This window comes from Eisenbergiella sp. OF01-20 (assembly GCF_003478085.1).
In the GTDB taxonomy this organism is placed as follows: domain Bacteria; phylum Bacillota; class Clostridia; order Lachnospirales; family Lachnospiraceae; genus Eisenbergiella.
In genome coordinates this window covers 78,865-99,074 of the sequence record NZ_QUES01000007.1, presented here as the reverse complement: position 1 = coordinate 99,074, position 20,210 = coordinate 78,865, and the positions used below count along the sequence as shown (strand labels likewise).

Genomic DNA, 20,210 nt, shown 5'->3' with positions numbered 1-20,210 from the left:
ACTGCGAAAAAGGATATCATAAGCCGGAGGTCTGTGCTATAATAATCTAAATTATGTGTTACAAAAAATAAAACAAGCTGTTCCAGGGGGATAAGGCTGTATGAAAGCCGCAAAAAAAATTGATATGACGCAAGGTTCCATCATGAAAAAGGTGCTGGTATTCGCTCTGCCCATCTGTGCGGGGAATGTACTGCAGCAGCTTTATGGTACGGTTGATACGCTGGTAATCGGTAATTACTGCGGTTCCGTATCCCTGGCTGCGGTCGGTACCAGCAGCCAGCCGGTGGAGATGCTGCTGTGTATATTCCTGGGGCTGGGAACCGGTGTGTCTATACTGGTGTCTCAGTTTTCCGGCAGAGGTGACCGGAAAAGCCAGAGAGAGATTGTTGCCACCGCCATATCCTTTTTATACATATGTGCCATTCCGCTGGCCGTCCTCGGACAGTTTGCAGGGCCTCTGGTGCTTAAATTCATGCAGGTTCCGGCGGATACCTGGAAGCTTGCCAATGATTACATCCGTATCATTTTCATCGGGACCCTGGGAAACATGGGATATAATATGAATGCGGGCATTCTGCGGGGGATGGGAGACAGCAAAGCGTCCCTGCTGTTTCTGCTTGTTTCCTGTTTTGTGAATATCGCTTTGGATCTGCTGTTTGTTGCGGTGCTCGGCATGGATGTGGCAGGGGCGGCCCTGGCTACGATGCTGGCTATGTATTGCTCCTGGCTGTTCAGCGTAGCCTACATCTGCAGACAATATCCGGAGCTTGGTTTTACCCTGCTCCCGCGCCGTCTGAATAAGGTGATGCTTTCGGCTATTGTAAAAATAGGACTTCCCCTGGGACTGAACGGCTCGATCTATTCCGTGGGACATATCCTGATGCAGTCTCTGATCAATATGCAGGGATCCGTGTTCATAGCTGCCTGTGCGGTGAGCGGCAAGGTTACCGGAATCGCCAACGTGGCAATAACCTCCCTGTCCTCGGCTGCCACCACCTTTTCCGGCCAGAATCTGGGGGCTGAGAACTATACATATCTGAAAAAAGGAGGGCTGCAGATCCCGCTGTTCTCCGGGCTGATTACCTGTATTGCCGGACTGCTGGTGACGATTTTCTGCAGGCCTCTGTTAAGTCTGTTTACCAGGGATCCTGAGGTGCTGGAAATTGCGGTGCGTTATATCCGCATTGTGCTGCCCTTTACGTGGACATTTGCTGTTTTTAACGGTATTATTTCATTTGTCAACGGAATGGGAGAGGTGCGGTTCCCTACGATTGTCAATCTTTTGATGCTCTGGGCCGTCCGTATTCCGGTGGGTTATCTGATTGCTTATTTTATCGACGGCGGCTATGTCATGGCCTGCCTGCCGATAAGCTTTGCCTTCGGTATGCTGTGTATGCTCAGTTATTTTTTCTCCAAGCGGTGGAAAAAGATAATAGAGCTTGCCGCAGGGGAGAAAACGGTGCAGGGGCAGTAAGGGAAAACATACCGTCTTTTTCCCGCGGGCAGCGGGCCTTCCAATGTTTTTCTATTTCTCCCCCGCATCTTCCAAACAATTGACTGTAATACATAATTAGTCTAAATTTTAACTGCTGTAAGCAGAAATGTCAAACCTTCACTTGCCGGATTTCCCGGAGAATACGTAACCGTTCAAACGGTTACAAGTCCACCCCTATTTATTTCCATAAAAATAATAGTCAAAACGTAATTATTTAAAATTGATAACAAAGCCGTATCCTTTTAAGATATGGTTGCATAACGATGCAGCCTGATGAGATGAGGAGGAAAAAATATGGCAAAGCTTGTTATCAATGCATGGGACAGAAAAAGTAAAATCAATAAGGAACTGTACGGACAGTTTTCGGAGCATCTGGGCAGAGGGATTTATGAAGGAATCTATGTGGGAGAGGATTCCGACATAAAGAACATAAAAGGGATACGGTGCGACGTGGCTGAGGCGCTTCGCCGTATCCGTCTTCCTGTACTGCGCTGGCCGGGGGGCTGCTTTGCAGATTATTACCATTGGAAAGATGGAGTCGGTCCCCGGGAAAAACGGAAAAAACTTGTCAATGCAAACTGGGGCAATGTACTGGAAGATAATTCCTTCGGAACGCATGAATTTATGGAATTATGTGAGCAGGTTGGCTGCGAGCCTTATATCTGCGGAAACGTGGGCTCTGGTACGGTAGAGGAGATGAGTGACTGGATCGAATACCTGACCTTTGACGAGGTATCCCCGATGTCTGAACTGCGGGCACAAAACGGACACCCTGCCGCCTGGCGTGTAAAGTACTGGGGAGTGGGAAATGAAAACTGGGGATGCGGCGGCAATATGACGCCGGAGCAGTACGGGCAGGAATTCCGGCGTTACCGTACCTTCTGCCGGAATTACGGGGACAACCGTTTGTACTGTATAGCCGGAGGTGCCGATGTGGCTGATTACCGGTGGACGGAAGGCGTTATGAGGACCGCGGCGTATAAAGGGAACCACCGCCTTATGGACGGTATCTCCCTTCATTATTATACCCAGCCAAATACCTGGGAGCACAAAAAGAGAGCCGCTGAATTTGAACTGGCGGATTATTACCGGGGATTTGTACGTGCCCTGCGTATGGAGGAACTGATTGAGAAGCATTGTGAGATTATGAGCAGATACGATCCGGCCCATGAAGTAGGACTGGTGGTGGATGAATGGGGAGCCTGGTATGAAGTCGAAGAAGGAACCCATCCTGCTTTTTTATATCAGCAGGGGACCATCAGGGATGCCCTGTTGGCTGCAGTTACGCTGGATATATTCAACAGACATTCGGATCGTGTGAAAATGGCCAATCTTGCCCAGATGGTCAATGTAATCCACGCAATCATTCTCACGGAAGGAAAGAATATGGTACTTACACCTACCTATTATACGTTTGATTTGTACAAGGGACATCAGGATGCCGCCCTTCTTGGCAGCTGGCTGGAGACAGATGAGATAGGGGACGCAGAGAGCCGCATACCCTCCCTGTCCCATACCGCTTCCATAAAGGACGGTGTGCTTCATCTGACAATAAGCAACCTGTCCCCCTGCCGATCGGAGGAAATCGACTGCTATCTTCTGGGTTACACCACGGAGACTACGCAGGGCAGGCTTCTGCAGGGAGACATGGCGGCGCACAATACATTTGACTGTCCGGAAAAGGTAAAGCCCGAAACGCTCCGGGATATCAAGATAACGGATGGAGGAATACGTTTTACCCTGCCGGCATGTGCGGTAGCGGAAATTATACTGGACGAAAAAAAGATAATGGGAACAAAAGCATAAAAAAGAAAAAGAAATCGAAAAAACCTAATCTTGTTGGAGCGGTTTCGAACCATTAGTATTATGTTACAGGAGCTGCCCGGGAGCTCATGAGTAAAAGCAGGAGGATATGCGATGAAAAAGAAAATAGCGGCGGTACTGCTTACCTTGTCTATGGTAGTCTCCATAGCGGGATGCGGACAGGAAGCACAGACCGGAGGAACACAAAGCGGAGGAACACAAAGCGGGAGCAGTTCAGACAGTACAGGGGCGGAAAACCTGCCTTCCGACGGAATTCCGGTTCCGGAAGGGTGGGATGATCCTTATGAGGAAACACTGACGGTTACCATTGGCGGGCTGGGAAATCCGCAGGATATGAATCTGCCGGAAGGGGATACGCTGGAGGATAATGAATTCACCCGCCTTTATAAAGAGCGCTGGAATATGGATGTAAAGGTAGAATGGATGGCGGTAGATGAGGCGGCGCTTTCCCAGAAGGTCAGCCTTGCGATCACCTCGGGCCAGATGCCGGATATTATGATGGTACCCAACCAGGTTCTGTTATCCCAGCTTGTGGAATCCGATTTGGTGGCGGATTTAGATTCTGCCTACGAAATAGGCATGAGCCCTTATAATAAGGCGGTTCTGGATACGTATGGGGATCGGAAATTTGATACGTGTACGTTCGACGGAAAGCTGAAAGCTATTTCCAATTATGTTCCCGGTTATTCCTACGCCTTTACCTGGATCAGGAAGGACTGGCTTGATAAGCTGGGGCTGGAGGAACCCGGTTCGCTGGAAGAACTGCAGGCGGTGGCAAAGGCGTTTGTGGAAGAGGATCCTGACGGAAACGGTCAGAAGGATACCATCGGCCTTCTCTGCGACCAGCGGGTGGGAGGACTGTATAACTCCAATCACACAATGGATCCTGTTTTTGGCTATTATGGCTCTTATCCCCGGCAGTGGCTTACCGATGAAAGCGGGAATGTGACGTATGGAACGATTGCCCCGGAAACAAAGGAAGCGCTCGCAACGCTCCGCCAGATGTATGCGGATAAGCTGATTGATGAAGAATTTGCGGTAAGGAACCCCAACGACATCAACGCCCCTCTGGCAGCAGGAAAATGCGGTATTATTTTCGGGCCATGGTGGGCGGCCTATACATTGCAGGACAGTATAAATAATGATCCGGATGCGGACTGGCAGCCTTATTTATGTCCCCTTGATCAGAACGGAGAGTTTAAAACCTACCAGCAGGAAATCCATACATACTGGGCGGTGGTAAGAAAGGATTTCCCTCATCCGGAAGCTCTGATGAAGCTGCAGAGCCAGCTGAGCGAGTGGCTTCAGCCTGTAAAGGATTTGCCGGAAGGCTACGCTTATCCCTACAGGGGAACCCCGGCCGACGGAAAGACCATTATTCCGCTTAACCTCCAGTTTTCCGAGCAGGATTATATGCCGAAGGAATATGCGGCTTTGAATGAAGCGGAAGAAAAAAAGGATCCCGGCATACTCAGTGACGTTATGGTACCGGTGTATGAGGCCAGGCTGAAATATAAAGAGGATCCAGTGGCAAACAGGGACCAGTGGTCCGGCTATATGGCGCGTACTGGCGGGTATGAAGTGGCAAGTATGGAGAATGTCAGAGTGGCGGAAAATTGTGTATTCTTTGCCATGACGGATTCCATGACAGCGAGATGGACTTCTCTGGAAAAGCTGGAAAATGAAGCGTTGCTTGCTATTATTACAGGAGAAAAGGATTTGGATTATTTTGACGAATTCGTTTCCCAGTGGAAATCTCTGGGCGGGGATCAGATTATGCAGGAAGCTACTGAGATTATAAAGAAGCAGGGCTGATAAGGAATAGTAAGGACAGCCGGATGTCTGCAGCGGGCGGCATCCGGCTGTTGTAAGGAGGAAGCAACGTGAAAAACAGAAAAGCGAATATCACTTTTCATGCCATGATAGCTCCGGGCATGATATTTATATTGCTGTTTCATATGATACCGCTTACGGGTCTTGTTATGGCCTTCCAGAATTTTCTCCCGGCGAAAGGGCTTCTGGGATCCAAATGGGTAGGGCTGGATAATTTCAGATTTATGTTCCAGCTTCCTGACAGCAGGCAGATTTTCGTAAACACCCTGGTAATTGCTGTATCCAAGATGGTCCTGAATCTGCTGGTGCCGCTGGTTTTTGCATTGATGCTCAATGCAATCCGATGTAAACTGTTAAAAAGGACACTGCAGACAATTGTTTATCTTCCTAATTTTATATCCTGGGTTATCCTGGGAAGCATAATCGCGGATATATTTTCCAAATCCGGAATTGTGAATACCCTCCTGTCGGGGATCGGGATAGACCCCATTATTTTTATGGGCAGCAATTTCTGGTTCCGTCCGATTGTGGTTCTATCCGATGTATGGAAGGGCTTTGGGTATAACAGCATTATTTTTCTTGCCGCGTTGGCGGGAATTGATCCCACTCTGTATGAAGCGAGTGCCATCGACGGTGCATCCAAATCCAAACAGCTTTTCTATATAACGCTGCCGTCTATTGTGAGCACCATAGTCCTGGTGGGGACGCTGAGTCTGGGAAATGTTTTGAATGCGGGGTTTGATCAGGTTTTTAACCTGTATAATCCGCTGGTATATCAGACCGGAGATATCATTGACACCTATGTGTACCGTATGGGACTGGAAAATGCCCAGTTCAGCCTTGCAACGGCGGTGGGGATGATGAAATCCGTCATAAGCTTTTTGCTGATTATTATTTCCTATAAGCTGGCGGAGAAATTTGCCAACTACCGGATTTTCTGACAGAGCGGGAAAGGTGGTACAGATCATGAAAATAAAAGAAAAAACCGGAGAAAAACTGGGACATTTTTTGATTGTTATAGTAGTTGTGGCAGTAAGCCTTACCTGTCTGATCCCTTTTTTGAATACGCTGTCCCTCTCCTTCAGCAATAAATCCAGGGCGGCGGCAGGTGAAGTGTTTTTGCTCCCGAAAGGCTTTACCCTTGCATCCTACAAGATGCTGCTGAAGGACAGTGGGTTCTTTACCGCCTTTGGGGTATCGGTCCTGCGGGTAATTGTGGGAGGGGGCCTGAATTTTATATTGACGGTCCTGATGGCATATCCCCTGTCCAAATCCCCGAAGCTGTTCCGTGGACGGAATGTATATATGTGGATTCTGATCTTCTGCATGATGTTTTCCGCAGGCCTGATTCCTCTGTATCTGACGGTCAGCCGGCTGGGATTGATTAATTCCTTCTGGTCCCTGGTACTTCCCGGCGCGGTTCCGATTTATAATGTTATCCTTCTGATGAACTATTTCCGCAACATCAGCCCCGGTATGGAGGAAGCGGCGATTATGGACGGAGCTTCTCATGTGGATATTCTCTTTAAAATATTCCTTCCGATTTCCCTTCCCTGTCTTGCCACGATCACTCTTTTCAGTATTGTAAACCAGTGGAATTCCTTTTTTGACGGGATGATATATATCAATACACCGTCCAAAGTCCCGATGATGACATACATACAACAGCTGGTCATACCAACGGATACTACCAATATTACGGATCCCAGGCAGCTGGAAAATATCATGCAGTCTTCCAACAAGACACTGAACGCGGCGAAAATTATGATCGCCCTGCTTCCCATATTAGTGGTTTATCCATTCCTGCAAAAATATTTTGTGACCGGCATAACGCTTGGTTCCGTTAAGGAATAAGGTTTCGGAAAGTAACGGAGGGGAAAATGCTGTCGGTATTAATTGCAGATGACGAATGGATTGAGAGAGAAGGGATAAGCCTTCTGCTGGAACGCAGTCCCTATGAATTCCAGGTTTATATGGCGGAAAATGGTGAGGAAGCCATGAAATGCCTGGAAAAAAATACGGTGGACATTCTTTTTACGGATATAAAAATGCCTTTTATGGATGGCCTGGAACTGCTGGTACAGGCAAACCAAACCTATAAGGGATTAAAAATAGTGATTTTCAGCGCTTTTGCGGACTTTGACTATGCAAAAACCGCTTTGGAAAACAGAGTGCTCCACTATTTCCTGAAGCCGATCGATCCGGATGAATTCCAGACGGTCCTTGCCCAAGTTGTGGAGGCTGTGACCAGGGAACAGGAGGAAAGCAGACGTCTGCAGCGCCCTGGTACAGGGGCGGAGGATGTTATGGCGGCTTTCCTTCATAAAGAAGGGCCGGCGCCGGAATGGCTTGCTAAACTGCTGGAGGGAAGCGAAACCTTCCGGCTGCAGCTTTATGATATACAGGATGAAAACGAAACGGCTATTGCCGCCTTTTACGAGAGGGTAAAGGATAATTTTGTTCTCCTTCGAAGCATTATCACCGTAAGCGAGGGGATTATCCTTTTGCTTCTGGATGAGGGGGAAGAAGGGGATCCGGCAGTTATGGAGTTCCTGGAAAGCTGCAATATCCGGCAGGCCTGTGTCGTACTGGGAAAAGAAGCGGGCAGCTGCGGGGAACTCCAGGACAGCTTCCTGCGGATGGAAGAGATGCTGCGTTTCCACTTCTTCATGGATGGGAACCAGCTGCTCCATGGGAATGAAAGCAACAAGGCATCAGGGAATTCAGAACAGATCATAGAACGGATTATAAAAGAAATTTACTATGGGGTGGATAACAATAATCTCCCCTATGTGACGGAAAATCTGAAGCTGCTTCGGGAGGAACTTCGTTCCCACATTATGGATTCCCAGATTTATGTGAAATATCTGTACTCCAATATCCTTAAAAGATTGTTTGACAACAGCCGGATACCTTATGGGGATTTTAAAACCCATCTGGACAGATTGTTTCAGGAAAATTCCCTGTCGGGGATCCATAAAATGATACTCACGCTTACGGTACAGTTTATGGAAGCGCATAAGGCGGAGGAGGCGGGCGGCAGCGAACAGAAAAAAGTAATACGTTCCGTTATTGCTATCGTGGAGCAGCGTTATCAGGAGGATATCAGCCTGCAGTCCATTGCCGAAGAAGTGTATCTGTCCCCTTATTATTTAAGTTATCTGTTTAAGAAGGAGGTGGGAGTCAGCCTGATTAAATATATTACAATGACCCGGCTGGACAAAGCGAAGGAACTGCTTCTTTCCGGAAATATGAAGATAGCGGAGGTGGCCGCAAAGGTGGGATATCAGAACTATTCATACTTTAATATCACCTTTAAAAATAATGTGGGCATATCTCCTGCCCAGTTCAGGGAACACGGCAGATAGGAATAGCAGCCGGTAAGGATAAAGAGCTGTGGAATGGGGGAGGAAAATGAAGATGAAACTATGGCCCAGGCTGAAAAAAAAGATCCGGAATACGAGGTTTTCCCGAAAGCTGTTTGCCGCATTTTTCCTAACATCCAGCATTACGCTGATCCCGCTGGGGATCTACTCGTATTACCAGGCCCATAATAATCTGCTGGATAAGGAAAAGCAGAGTGTGAAAGAACAGATCTGGCAGGCAAATACCATGCTGAACAGCCAGATCGCCCAGAGCCAGACCGTGATTTCCAGCCTTCTGTACAATTCTGAAATCATGCAATGCCTGAATACGGAAAATATCAGTTACTATCAGCAATATCTGATGTTTGAAAATAGTATGGAGCCTACAATTGAGGGAATTGTAAGCTCTCATTCTAATATATTGCTTGTTAAAATTTATACGGATAATGAGACGCTGAAAGGACATTCCCGCTATCTCTATGATCTGGAAGGCCTGCCGGAGTATGACAAAAGCTCCGGCCGTATGCTGCTGCGCTATAAAGTCAGTGACGGCAAGCTAACGGCGGTATGCCAATACCCTCCGCAGGGGACGGGGGTGACGAATGTACTGTATATAGAGTTCCGTATATCCGAATCGCTTGGCCTGATGCTGGCCGGGGAGAAACAGCTGATTTTGGCTGACGGCAGCGGACATATCATCTTCGAAAGTCCCGGAATGCAGGGCTATGCGGATTATGGACATGCGGAAACCTATCAGGAGGTCAGGCTGGACGGAGAAAAGTATATTCTGTTTGTGAACGATATACCGGAAACCGGGTGGAACTCCCTCTGTTTTGTTCCTGAAAGGAAGATGGAAATAAACGATCCGTCTATATTAAAGGCTACCTTACTTGTGCTGATCCTCGCTGTTTTTCTCTGTCTTTTGATGAGCTGGCTGCTGTGCCGCTGGCTGCTTGGCCCGCTGGAAGGGCTGCGCAGCCATATCCGCAGGGTGGAGGAAGGCGATTTTTCCATTGAAGTAACATCGGAAGCGGAGGATGAAATCGGACAGCTTACCAATGCCTTCGGTGCAATGATTAAAAAGCTGAACATCCTGGTAAATGAGGTGTACCGAAGCCAGATTATTCAAAAAGAGGCGGAATTCAAAATGCTTCAGGCCCAGCTGAATCCCCATTTCCTGTATAACACCCTTTCCTTTATCAACTGGAGCGCTATCAGGGCCGGGGAAATGGAAATTGCCAAAATAAGCAGAGATATATCGGCTTTTTACCGGACAGCCCTGAACAGCGGAAAGGCAACCACAACAATAGAAGAAGAGCTTCTGAATGCCCAAAGCTATATCAACATTCAGTTGGCTCTGCACAATAACAGCTTTGATGCGGTATGTGAAATCGAAGAGTCCTGCAAACCCTGCCAGGTAATATGCAACATACTGCAGCCGCTGATTGAAAATGCGCTGGAGCATGGAATCGATAAAAAACGGGACGGACGGGGCCTGCTGCGTATCCTTATTAAAAAAGAGGGAGAGGAACTGCTGCTTGCTGTCACAGACAACGGGCAAGGGTTTGCCGCAGAAGAGGGAAACCAGGCGGTAAACCAGGAATCGAAGGGATATGGGCTGAAGAATGTAAACGACAGGATACGTATTTTTTACGGAGAGGATTACGGAATTGAAATCCGCAGCAAAGCAGGAGAAGATACGAGAATCCAGATCCGGATTCCTTATAGCTTTCCCGCCCAAAAGGTGCTATTCTGACTATAAAAGAGAAAAACGCAACTGTTCAGCGGGTCCGGCTTAGGCCTCTGTACCTGTGGTAGGAGGCATGGGATGCACTCGTATAGAACCGTAGGTTCTATTATCCACTTGGCGACTGCCGCGGGGGATTTGACTTGAGTTTGTATTGTAAATTGTCTTTCTTCATGTTATCATATATGATAACATGAGGAAAGAAGGGAAGTGAAGAAAATTTTTCAAGTTGAATTTTATATAAAAGAAAACGGGAGAATACCAGTACAAGATTTTTTGTTTTCAATTACACCTAAATTAAGGGCAAAAGCATTTAGTGATATAGAATTACTGAAAAATATGGGGCCTGATTTAAAAGAACCATTTGTAAAACCAATAAAAGGGAAGCAAAACAAAGGCTTATATGAGTTAAGAATAAAGTTTTCAGGAGATATTGCAAGAATATTCTATTTCACGTATTATAACGGAAGATATATATTATTGCATGGATTTATTAAAAAGAGTATAAAAACCCCACAAATGGAAATTGACAGGGCAAGAATGTATATGGAAGATTATAAAAGGAGGTCTGAACCATGAGTAACCCGGGTGTTACATTCGAACGAATAAAAATTGATATGCTCAAAGATGAAGAATTCAGACTGGAATATGAAAAGTTAAGACCGCGTTATGAGGCGGTTGAACAAATCATTGCGGCAAGAAAGGAACAGAATATGACCCAGGCGGAGCTGGCAAAAAGAGTGGGAACACAAAAAAGCAATATATCCCGCCTTGAAAGCGGGAATTACAATCCCAGTCTGGATTTTTTAGCGAAAGTTGCGGAAGCTTTGGGGAAAAACTTAAATGTACAGTTTAAGTAACCGGGAAGGTATGGAATTGTTGTAAGGCGCAGGAGAGGCTGTGCAGGGAGAGGAAGGAGACGCATATGGGAGAAAAAATTCATGTAAAGGATCTGCACACCAGGGATGTATGTATAGTACCCTGGGAAAAAGAGAAAAAGTATTTTCTTTACGACTGTTTTGAAAGGCCGGGACAAAGAGGACGGGCTGTGAATGTGAGGGAGAGCGACGATCTTGTATGGTGGTCGGAAAGCTATCCGGTTTTTGAACCGGGGGAGGATTACTGGGGGCCGCTGGATTTCTGGGCACCGGAATGTCATTTCTGGAGAGGAAAATACTATCTGGTAAGCTCCTTCCGGGCGCCGGGAGGATACCGGGGCTGCCAGTTCCTGGAGGCGGAAACGCCCAGAGGCCCTTTCCTTCCGAAGAAAAACAAACCCGCAACCCCTGAAAACTGGCATTGCCTGGATGGGACCCTGTATGAGGACCGGCAGGGCAGGCCATGGATGGTATTCTGCCATGAATGGATCCAGGTGCAGGACGGGCAAATCTGCGCTGTCCGTATGGAGGAAGATCTGTCGGATTCCATCGGGGAGCCTGTCATCCTGTTCCGGGCATCCGAGGCGCCCTGGCGTTTCACGGACGACAAGGAATTATGGAAGCTGACGGAGCCGCAGCCCAAAATGGGATGGGCAAGGGTAACAGATGGCCCGTATCTGTACCGGGCGCAGAACGGAGAACTGCTCATGCTCTGGACCAGCTTTTCCAATACGGCCTATACCTGCGGATTTGCCCGTTCTGTGTCGGGGGAAATTACCGGGCCGTGGAAACAGGAGCCGGAGCCTCTGTTCAGCCAGGACGGCGGCCATTCTATGCTGTTTACCCGGTTTGACGGAACCCTGATGATGTGTCTGCATTCCCCGAACCGGCCGGGAAAGGAGCGCATGCTTCTGTTTGAAATGGAAGACGACTTCGGCAGGCTGCATATCCGCAATGAAGTGACGGGTAACTGGATGTATAACAAATACACGGAAGACGGCAGCGATAAAGGGCCGTACGGAGAAAAAGAATAGGGCAGGGCACAAAGGGCCTTCTGAACTGTTATGACAGGGGATCACAGGGCAGCAGGAGGCGTATCGCCAGCATCCCATCCTCCAGCCGGGCTTCCATCCCGCCTCCCATCTGTTCGGCCAGCAGCTTTGCCACAGACAGCCCCAGGCCGCTGCTTTGGGCATTCCGGGAGGCTTCTTTCCGGTAAAAACGGTGGAATATCTGTTCCGCATCTCCGGGGGTCAGCCCGTCCGCCGCATTACGGCAGGTCAGTACTGCCCGGCCATCTGTACATTCCAGGGAAACAGAGGCTTGCTTTTTGCCGTATTTCAGACAGTTAGAGGTCAGGTTATGGAAAATGCGCTTAAGTCCGCCTTCATCGGCCATTACCCACACAGGCTGCTGCGGCAGCTGCAGAGTTAGTTCCAGCCCGGCTTTTTCGAATTCCCCGTAACAGGCAAGGATATGTTCCTTAAAAAGATAGGAAACATCCAGCCTTTCCGGGTTCAGGGGAAGCTCCCCGTTTTCCAGGCGGCTGAATTCATACAGCTGGGCTATCAGCTGGTTCAGATAAGAAGCGCGCCGTAGCACCACATCCATATTTTCTTTCTGTTCGTCGCTTAATGCTTCCTCTTCGATCAGTTCCAGATATCCCAGAATACTGGTGAGAGGAGTGCGCAGATCATGGGAGATATTGGTGATTTCAGCCCGCATTTCCTGTTCCCGTATCCTTTCCCGGCGGCTTCTGGCCCAGGCCGTGTCCATATACCGGTTCATTTCCCCGGCAAGGGACTGCAGGCAGGAATCTGGGGTTTCCACGGTTAAATGCCGGCGGGGGAAATCCCCGTCGTTGATTTCCTTCAGATCCTCCCGGATCAGCCGGAGTGCCTTGCGCAGGGAAATAAGGCGCATGGACAGCGCCAGGACAAGCAGGAATAAAAAGATACACAGCAGCTTACCTGTCATAACAAACCTCATTTCTCGTCTGAACTGTTACGAATTATTTGATTTCCCGCCTGTTCAGCCAATATAAGCCGGCGAAGAGAAAGATCAGGGTCCCGCCCAGCCCGGCAAGATAGGTGCGCAGCAGTGTGGCAGGGGTATCCCAGTAAAAATGAATGCCGCTTTCGTCAAAATAAAGATCCAGCATACTTACGGGACACCATTGGGAAATCTCTGCAAAAACCGGATATTTCATACCCAGGAGAAGAAAAATCTTGGGCAGGATATATACGATAACGAAGATCGGGATAATACCTGACATGCTGTTTCCGATATTAAAGAGAAAGCAGAAACAGACGGAAAGCATGAAAACACACAGCGGATACCCCCCGATCATGGAATGAGCCAGATAATACCATTCCCCCTCGTTGCTGTGTTCGAGGAACAGCCAGGATAAAAGGGAGAGGACGGCGGGAAGGAGGAGGAAAATTGCGGTACACACCAGCAGCTGCACCAGGAATTTCCCCAGGTATATGGTGCTGCGGGGAATTCCGAAGGCCACGCTGTTTTTCAGGGGAGACTGTCTGGTACGGGAATTGTTTTCCATGAAGGCGGCAAATACCATTGTCAGAGGGAAAATGCCGGACATGGAGGTATAGATTCCCCTCAGGGCAAAACCGGTGCTGGCATAGGCAAACCCCGGCTGCCTCCCGAAAAAGGCAAGGACGGCGGTCATAAGGACGAGAAGCCCCAGACATATCAGGAAAGTGATCTGCAGCCCCCGGTTATTGCACTGCCGGTACCATTCGCTTTTCATATAATTAAGCATTCGCTTCCCCTCCCATCAGATTCATATAATAATCTTCCAGTTCCATAGTCTGTGCGCTGATGGAATGCAGGCTGATCCCATGCTGGACAGCCGCCCGGCTGATCGCTTCCTTTTTTTCAGGAGGCGCACTGACGGAAAAATGGCCGTCCGGATAGAGCTTATATTCCGTAATGCCCAGCTCTTTTTCCAGGATCACGCTCATCTGTACAGGATCCCCTACTTCCAGCAGAATACAGGTGCCGCATTTATCCTTCAGATCCTTTGCCGTTATCTGTTCCAGCAGCTTCCCGCGGGAAAGAAAACCGTATTCCGTCGCCACATTTTCCAGCTCCGCCAGGATATGGCTGGAAATCAGCAAGGTGATGCCGTTTTCCCGGTTCAGCTGCAGAAGGGTATTGCGGATTTCCAGGATTCCTTCCGGATCCAGCCCGTTGATGGGTTCATCCAGAATCAGGAATTCCGGGGAAGGCAGAAGGGCGAGGGCGAGGCCGAGACGCTGCTTCATACCCATGGAAAAGTTCCGGTATTTCTTTTTCCCGGTATGTCCCAGCCCCACAATATCCAGGAGCCGGTCAATGGAATCCTTTTCCGGAATCCCGTATTGGAGACGGTAATACTCCAGATTCTGCACGGCGGAAAGCTCTCCGTAAAACCCCGGTTCCTCAATCAGGGTTCCGATCCGGTGACGCACCCGCTGTTCCTTTCCTTCGGGTATTTTCCCGAAAAGCCGTATTTCACCCCGATCCATGCGGCTCTGCCCGGACACCAGACGCATCAGTGTGGATTTACCGGCGCCGTTGTTCCCTACCAGCCCATAGATGGCGCCCTTCGGGATATCCATCGTAATATTCTGCAGTACCGGAACGTTTCGATAACGTTTTTCCACCTGCTTCATTGTCAGTACCATATCATTCATGAGAAGTACTCCTTTCTTGTTCTTCCCTAAGGATAGCCAAAACTTTCTAAGCAGTCCTATGGAAAGGATAAAGAAAGTTTAAAGAAAATGCATTACCCGTTTATCTTATAGCCGATACCCCACACGGTTTTTATATATTCATCGGAGGTTATGGCGGCCAGCTTTTTGCGGATATTGCTGATATGCACGCTCACGGCATTATCCTCCCCGTAAAAGCCGTTATCCCAGACGGACTGGTACAGTCCTTCTCTGGAAAACACCTTCTGCGGATGGGACATCATCAGCTGGAGAAGGAGGAATTCATGGGCGGTAAGGGAAATCTCCCTGCCCCTGAGCAGTACCTTGCGGCTTTCCGGGTATAATTCCAGTTCCCGGCAGACCAGCTTTTCCGGGGGGATGCCGTCTGTTTTAGGGCCGGAATAGGTTCCCGCCCTGCGCAGCTGGGCCTGGATCCTCGCCAGTAGCTCTTGTTTTTCAAAAGGCTTGGTCATGTAATCATCGGCCCCGGCACCCAGTACATGGACCTTATCCGACAGGCCGGCTTTGGCGGTAAGGGCGATGACGGGCATATGCCGGGTTTTCCTGATTTCGGCAAGCAGCTCTTCGCCGGAGAGTCCGGGAAGCATCAGATCCAGCAGGACGAGGTCATAGGAATTCAGCTGAAGCAGCAGCCTGCCTTCTGTGCCGGAAAAAGCGGTTTCCGTTTCATAGCCCTCCCGTTCCAATATTTTCTTTACCAGATGGTTGATATCCGCATCATCCTCGATGATTAGTATTTTGCTGTTCATATAAGACTCCTCTTACAGGGGGCAGGGGTTAAAGGCTGTCATGGCCGGCAAGCGCGGCCTGGGCTTTCGGGCTGGTGCCGAACTCCTTCCGGTGCATGCGGTAGAAGTGGGCATAATTGTTAAAGCCGGCATTGCTGCTTGCTTCCAGCAGGGACTGCCCGCTCTTGTACAGCTCATGGGCCAGCAGAAGCCGTTTGTGGTTGATATACTGGTTTATGGTATAACCGGTAATGGTTTTAAATATCCGGCACAGATGGTATTTATTGATATAGAAGGTCTGGGACAGGTGATCCAGGGTAAGCTCCTGTGTCAGATGGCTGTTAATATAGATCAGAAGGTTCTGTATCCTCTCATCCGGTACCCGGGGCAGGGTCAGCGGCTCCTGTATGTGATTGAGAAGATACAGAAACTCGGTCAGCACACATTTGGCAATGCCTTCCGCGCCGTCCTGGAGATAACGGTTGGTTTTCATGAGAAGATGGTACATCTCCTCATTGACGATGCTGGCCGGGATCTGGCAGCCCATCCCCAGCGTGCGCTCCGTGAAAAAGCGTTCCAGCTCCGGGCAGCCGTTCTTATGAAAGAAGTCCAGGCTGATAAAAATAACAATCCGTTCGTATTTATCGGAAGTCAGAAACACATTATGATGCATTTCATAGGGCCTGGCGATAAAAATATCATGGGGGTGGGCCTGGTAAATATTCCCTTCGATATGAAATTCGGCATTCCCGGAAAGAAACAGATATATTTCGTACAGGTTATCGTGGTTATGGAGCCGGAATTCAGAATCATTTCTGGGCGTGTTGTCAACCGTATATACAAAATCGTAGCCCGGTCCGGAATGTAACTGATAATAAGCCGTTATTACTTTATCTACCATGTCTGCCTCCCGGGCCGCGCCCTTTTGTCCGGTATGCCGCAAGTGTATGTCCGGCCGGAAAACGGACCGGCCGGGCGGAGCATTTTTATTCCTGTCAGTAGCTTACCAGATCAGAGGAAAGGAAGTCAAGATATACAAGCTTTTTGCCAATAAAGTTACAGATAACTCAATATTCTTGAGATATGATAGAGGGGAAAGCGGGAGGAAAAGGTAAACGTTCAGATTTGTCTGAACGCTTACCGGAAAAGAAAGGAGACGCGTATGGATTTTAAGATAACGCGCGGACAGCGATACAGGGTACGTGTCAGTGAAAAAGAAACGGAAGCGGTAAAAATCGCGGTTTTCAACCTGGAGACGGATCTGGCAAAGGTTCTGGGCGGGACGCCTGCCCCGGAGGGAGAGGCATTCGTTCCGGAGATCCTGGCGGGAACGCTGGGATGTTCGGAAGAAATCGGGGCATATATTGACAGCAGCCGGCTTCAGGATGAGGATGGGAACCTGCGTAAGGAGGCTTATATACAATGCGTCCGCGGCGGCAGGCTGGTGATCGCGGGGACGGACCGGCGGGGGACCATATACGGCATCTATACGTTTTGTGAAGCCATTGGCGTATCTCCCTGGTATTTCTGGGCGGATGTGCCGGTGAAGCAAAAGGAGGAAATCCGTCTGCCGGAGGGGTATGATAAAACGGATTACCCATCGGTGGAATACCGGGGGATTTTTATAAATGACGAGGAGGAGCTGGAGGACTGGGTAAAAAAGCATATGGGAGAGCCTACCATCGGCGTGAAAACCTATGAAAAGGTGTTTGAACTTCTCCTGCGCCTGAAGGGGAATTACATCTGGCCCGCCATGCATGTCAATTCCTTTAACCAGAAGCGGGAAAACGGTGCGCTTGCCGATCGGATGGGAATCGTGGTGGGAACGTCCCACTGCGACATGCTCATGCGTTCCAACAACAGGGAATGGTATCCCTGGATCGCGTCAAAGGGCTGGAAGGATGCGGTTTATGATTATTCCATCCCGGGAAGAAACCGGGAAATCCTGCAGGAATACTGGCGGGAAAGTGTGGAACAGAACCGGGAATTTGAGGTTTGTTATACGCTGGGGATGCGGGGGATCCATGATTCCGGCTTTGAGACGAAGACGCTGGAAGGAAAGACGGAGGAAGAGAAAAGAAAGGCAAAAACGCAGCTTCTGGAAACCATTATCCGGGATCAGCGCGGCATTCTCTCCCAAACCCTGGGCCATGATACCATGATGACCTTTATTCCCTATAAAGAGGTGCTGGAGCTGTATGACAACGGTCTGGAAATCCCGGAGGACATGACTTTGGTATGGGCAAATGATAACTACGGCTATATCCGCCGCTATCCTTCGGAAAAGGAACAGCACCGCAGCGGCGGAAACGGGATTTATTATCATAATTCCTACTGGGCGTCTCCGGGTATGTCCTATGTGTTCCTCTGCTCCATTCCCCTTGCCCATACGCGCAACGAGCTGAAGAAGGCTTATGCGGAAGGGATCCGAAAGCTGTGGGTCCTGAACAGCGGGGCCATGAAGCCGCTGGAACAGGAAATAGAATTTTTCCTGCGTCTGGCCTGGGAGATCGGCAGGGAGGACGCGCTCACGGAGGATGTGGATACCTATGCGGCCGACTGGATCGACCGCAATTTCAGCGGCGGGCATGGTAGGGAAACGGCTGCCCTGCTCAATGATTTTTCCCAGCTGACCAATGTGATAAAACTGGAAAATATGGATTACGATGCCTTTTCCCAGATCGCTTACGGCGACGAAGCCGCAGTTCGGATCCATAAATATGAAGAGCTGTTCCGAAAAGGAAATGCCATATACGGCCAGCTTCCGGAAGCGGAAAAGGATGCGTTTTTCCAGCTGGTGCTGATGCGGATCCATGCCGCCTATTTTACCAATTGCCAGTTTTATTATGGGGATCGGAGCACCCTGTGTGTAAAACAGGGGAAAATGCAGGCGGCCCGTTTATACACCCGCAAATCCATGGAATATGACGATGCCAGGAGAAAAATGCTGCACTATTATAACAAAACCATGTCCGGCGGAAAATGGGACGGCATCCTGAATCCGGAAGGTTTCCCGCCGCCCAGGGCCGCCATGATGCCGGTATGTACGCCCCCGCTGGAAATAGGGGAGCGCAGGATGCTGATCACCGTGTGGAACGGGGAGGATTCCCTTTCCTTTGTAAAACGCGGTGAAAAATGGATCGAAATCGGGAATGCAGGACACGGAGAACTGGAATTTTCCATTTATGCGCCGGAGTGGCTGTCTGTTTCGGAGACGAGCGGCCGGGTCGGCTCCGAAAAAAGGATCCTGCTGTCTCCGAAGTGCTTTGACAGGGACAGACAGGGGGAAATGGTGGTAATTGACAGGACGGAAGGGGAAGAAGTGCGGATTCCCGTTTGTATCCGCATCTTTCCTTCGGACTGCCCGAATACGGAGGACGGCGGCATAATTTCCGTGGAAGCGGATACTGCCGTGTCACCCGGCTTCCGTGTGATACGCCGTCTGGGACGGTGCCGGGGAAATCTGGTGGAGGCGGCAGCTGACAGGCAGCAAAGAGAAGGAGGCAGGCCGGATGCTGCCGAGGCGCTCACCTATCCTTTTTACCTGACTCAGGATACGCCGGCAGAAGGCGCCCTGCTGGAAATCCACCGTTTTCCTTCCCTGAATGCCACGGGAAGGATACGGATCGGGATATCGGTGGACGATGGCCCGGTGGCTATTGTGGAATCCTTCTCCAACGATGAATGGAGGGGAAACTGGAAGCAGAATGTACTCAATAACGTGGATCGGCTGTACCGGAAGCTTCCGGAGATGAAGAAAGGTCTGCATCACCTGTCCTTTTATCCGGTGGACCGCTATTTTGCCTTTACCAGATTTGTGATATATCAGGGAGAAAGGAAGGAGAACAGCCTGGGCCTGCCCGGCGGGGATCAGAGGCTTCCGGAGCTGTGGGATCTGACGGCCTGGGAAAACCAGTTCTACGGGGACATTTCCCTGAAGCCGAGACCGGTGGAATATGCGCCGGTAATAAGCAGGGAGGACAGCCTTGCTGTCACTTCTCTTATAAAATATCCGGAAGCCTATGCGGCACCGATAAGCCCGGAATGGTATCTGAAGGCCGGAAAAAAGGGACCGGAGGAAGTGTCCGGCACGATACGTATCGATGCCGCCATGGCGCTTTCCGGTTCCTCCCGGGCCTGGACGGAAGGTTTTGGCTGGGAATACTGCAGCAGTGAATCCTTTGGACGCAGCGGGCTGGCAATGTATATCAGAGATCGGAGCCTGCGCTGGGAAACGGCGGAGGAGGCCCCTTCCCTGAATTACCGGTTCCGGTGCGGCGGCGGTATGTACCGCATCTGGATGCTCGCCAAGTTTAATAGGAAAGAGGAAGCTTTTTTTGCCATGGGATTCGACGGCAGGATGCTTCCCGAAGAGGAACTGTATAGCAAAGGAAACCTGTTCCGCTATGAAGCGGAGCAGATCTACCGGTGGGTGCCCGCCGCCCGGATTACGGCGGCGCCGGGAGAGCATATCCTTCAGGTGTGTCCATTGGCGTCAGGCCTGAGAATTGACAGACTGTATCTGACAAAAGGAGAGGAGCTTCCGCCGCTGGATGCCGGGTGGAATGGTTGAACCGCATAAAATCTATAGGATGTAATGCGG

General features: G+C 49.6%; 16 protein-coding genes. 11 read left to right on the top strand and 5 right to left on the bottom strand.

The window, feature by feature from the left end; translation table 11 throughout:
- The first annotated feature begins 100 nt into the window (after positions 1-100).
- From DXA36_RS11210 to DXA36_RS11165, 10 genes are all read left to right on the top strand, one after another.
- Positions 101-1,474, top strand: a complete 1,374-nt coding sequence (locus DXA36_RS11210; RefSeq protein ID WP_118679151.1) for an MATE family efflux transporter — start codon at positions 101-103, stop codon at positions 1,472-1,474.
- 315 nt (positions 1,475-1,789) lie between these two features.
- Positions 1,790-3,301 carry an alpha-N-arabinofuranosidase gene (locus DXA36_RS11205; protein WP_118679149.1) on the top strand — a complete coding sequence of 504 codons (1,512 nt, stop codon included), beginning with the start codon at positions 1,790-1,792 and terminating at the stop codon, positions 3,299-3,301.
- Between the two features lie 111 nt (positions 3,302-3,412).
- Complete coding sequence (locus DXA36_RS11200; protein WP_118679147.1) at positions 3,413-5,134, top strand: extracellular solute-binding protein; 1,722 nt, start codon at positions 3,413-3,415, stop codon at positions 5,132-5,134.
- 68 nt (positions 5,135-5,202) lie between these two features.
- Positions 5,203-6,093: an ABC transporter permease gene (locus DXA36_RS11195; RefSeq protein ID WP_330425015.1), complete on the top strand. Its 891-nt coding sequence runs from the start codon at positions 5,203-5,205 to the stop codon at positions 6,091-6,093.
- Positions 6,094-6,118: 25 nt separating this feature from the next.
- Positions 6,119-7,006, top strand: a complete 888-nt coding sequence (locus DXA36_RS11190; protein WP_118679145.1) for a carbohydrate ABC transporter permease — start codon at positions 6,119-6,121, stop codon at positions 7,004-7,006.
- Positions 7,007-7,032: 26 nt separating this feature from the next.
- Positions 7,033-8,520, top strand: a complete 1,488-nt coding sequence (locus DXA36_RS11185) for a response regulator (protein WP_118679143.1) — start codon at positions 7,033-7,035, stop codon at positions 8,518-8,520.
- Between the two features lie 46 nt (positions 8,521-8,566).
- Entirely contained in the window at positions 8,567-10,273 is a 1,707-nt protein-coding gene (locus tag DXA36_RS11180) for a sensor histidine kinase (protein ID WP_118679141.1), read from the top strand.
- A 201-nt stretch (positions 10,274-10,474) separates the two neighbouring features.
- A complete protein-coding gene (locus tag DXA36_RS11175) occupies positions 10,475-10,843 on the top strand; it encodes a type II toxin-antitoxin system RelE/ParE family toxin (RefSeq protein WP_243114622.1) in 369 nt (122 codons plus the stop codon).
- On the top strand, positions 10,840-11,124 hold the full coding sequence (locus DXA36_RS11170; protein ID WP_118679139.1) for a helix-turn-helix transcriptional regulator: 285 nt from the start codon (positions 10,840-10,842) through the stop codon (positions 11,122-11,124). The genes DXA36_RS11175 and DXA36_RS11170 overlap by 4 nt, the downstream gene beginning before the upstream one ends.
- Positions 11,125-11,189: 65 nt before the next feature.
- Positions 11,190-12,176, top strand: coding sequence for a glycoside hydrolase family 43 protein (locus tag DXA36_RS11165; RefSeq protein ID WP_118679137.1), 987 nt, complete (start codon positions 11,190-11,192; stop codon positions 12,174-12,176).
- A 28-nt stretch (positions 12,177-12,204) separates the two neighbouring features.
- Here DXA36_RS11165 and DXA36_RS11160 read toward each other — a convergent pair whose 3' ends face one another.
- The 5 genes from DXA36_RS11160 to DXA36_RS11140 all read right to left on the bottom strand — a co-directional run bounded on the left by DXA36_RS11160 (position 12,205) and on the right by DXA36_RS11140 (position 16,508).
- Entirely contained in the window at positions 12,205-13,119 is a 915-nt protein-coding gene (locus tag DXA36_RS11160) for a sensor histidine kinase (RefSeq protein WP_182479014.1), read from the bottom strand.
- Positions 13,120-13,153: 34 nt separating this feature from the next.
- Positions 13,154-13,924: a hypothetical protein gene (locus DXA36_RS11155; protein ID WP_118679133.1), complete on the bottom strand. Its 771-nt coding sequence runs from the start codon at positions 13,922-13,924 to the stop codon at positions 13,154-13,156.
- Complete coding sequence (locus DXA36_RS11150) at positions 13,917-14,840, bottom strand: ATP-binding cassette domain-containing protein (protein ID WP_118679131.1); 924 nt, start codon at positions 14,838-14,840, stop codon at positions 13,917-13,919. The genes DXA36_RS11155 and DXA36_RS11150 overlap by 8 nt, the downstream gene beginning before the upstream one ends.
- Positions 14,841-14,932: 92 nt before the next feature.
- Complete coding sequence (locus tag DXA36_RS11145; RefSeq protein ID WP_118679129.1) at positions 14,933-15,628, bottom strand: response regulator transcription factor; 696 nt, start codon at positions 15,626-15,628, stop codon at positions 14,933-14,935.
- Positions 15,629-15,656: 28 nt separating this feature from the next.
- Positions 15,657-16,508, bottom strand: a complete 852-nt coding sequence (locus DXA36_RS11140; protein WP_147366576.1) for a helix-turn-helix domain-containing protein — start codon at positions 16,506-16,508, stop codon at positions 15,657-15,659.
- A 261-nt stretch (positions 16,509-16,769) separates the two neighbouring features.
- On the opposite strand from DXA36_RS11140, the gene DXA36_RS11135 reads away from it, so the two are divergent.
- Positions 16,770-20,180 carry a glycosyl hydrolase 115 family protein gene (locus DXA36_RS11135; protein ID WP_118679125.1) on the top strand — a complete coding sequence of 1,137 codons (3,411 nt, stop codon included), beginning with the start codon at positions 16,770-16,772 and terminating at the stop codon, positions 20,178-20,180.
- The last annotated feature ends 30 nt before the right edge of the window (positions 20,181-20,210 follow it).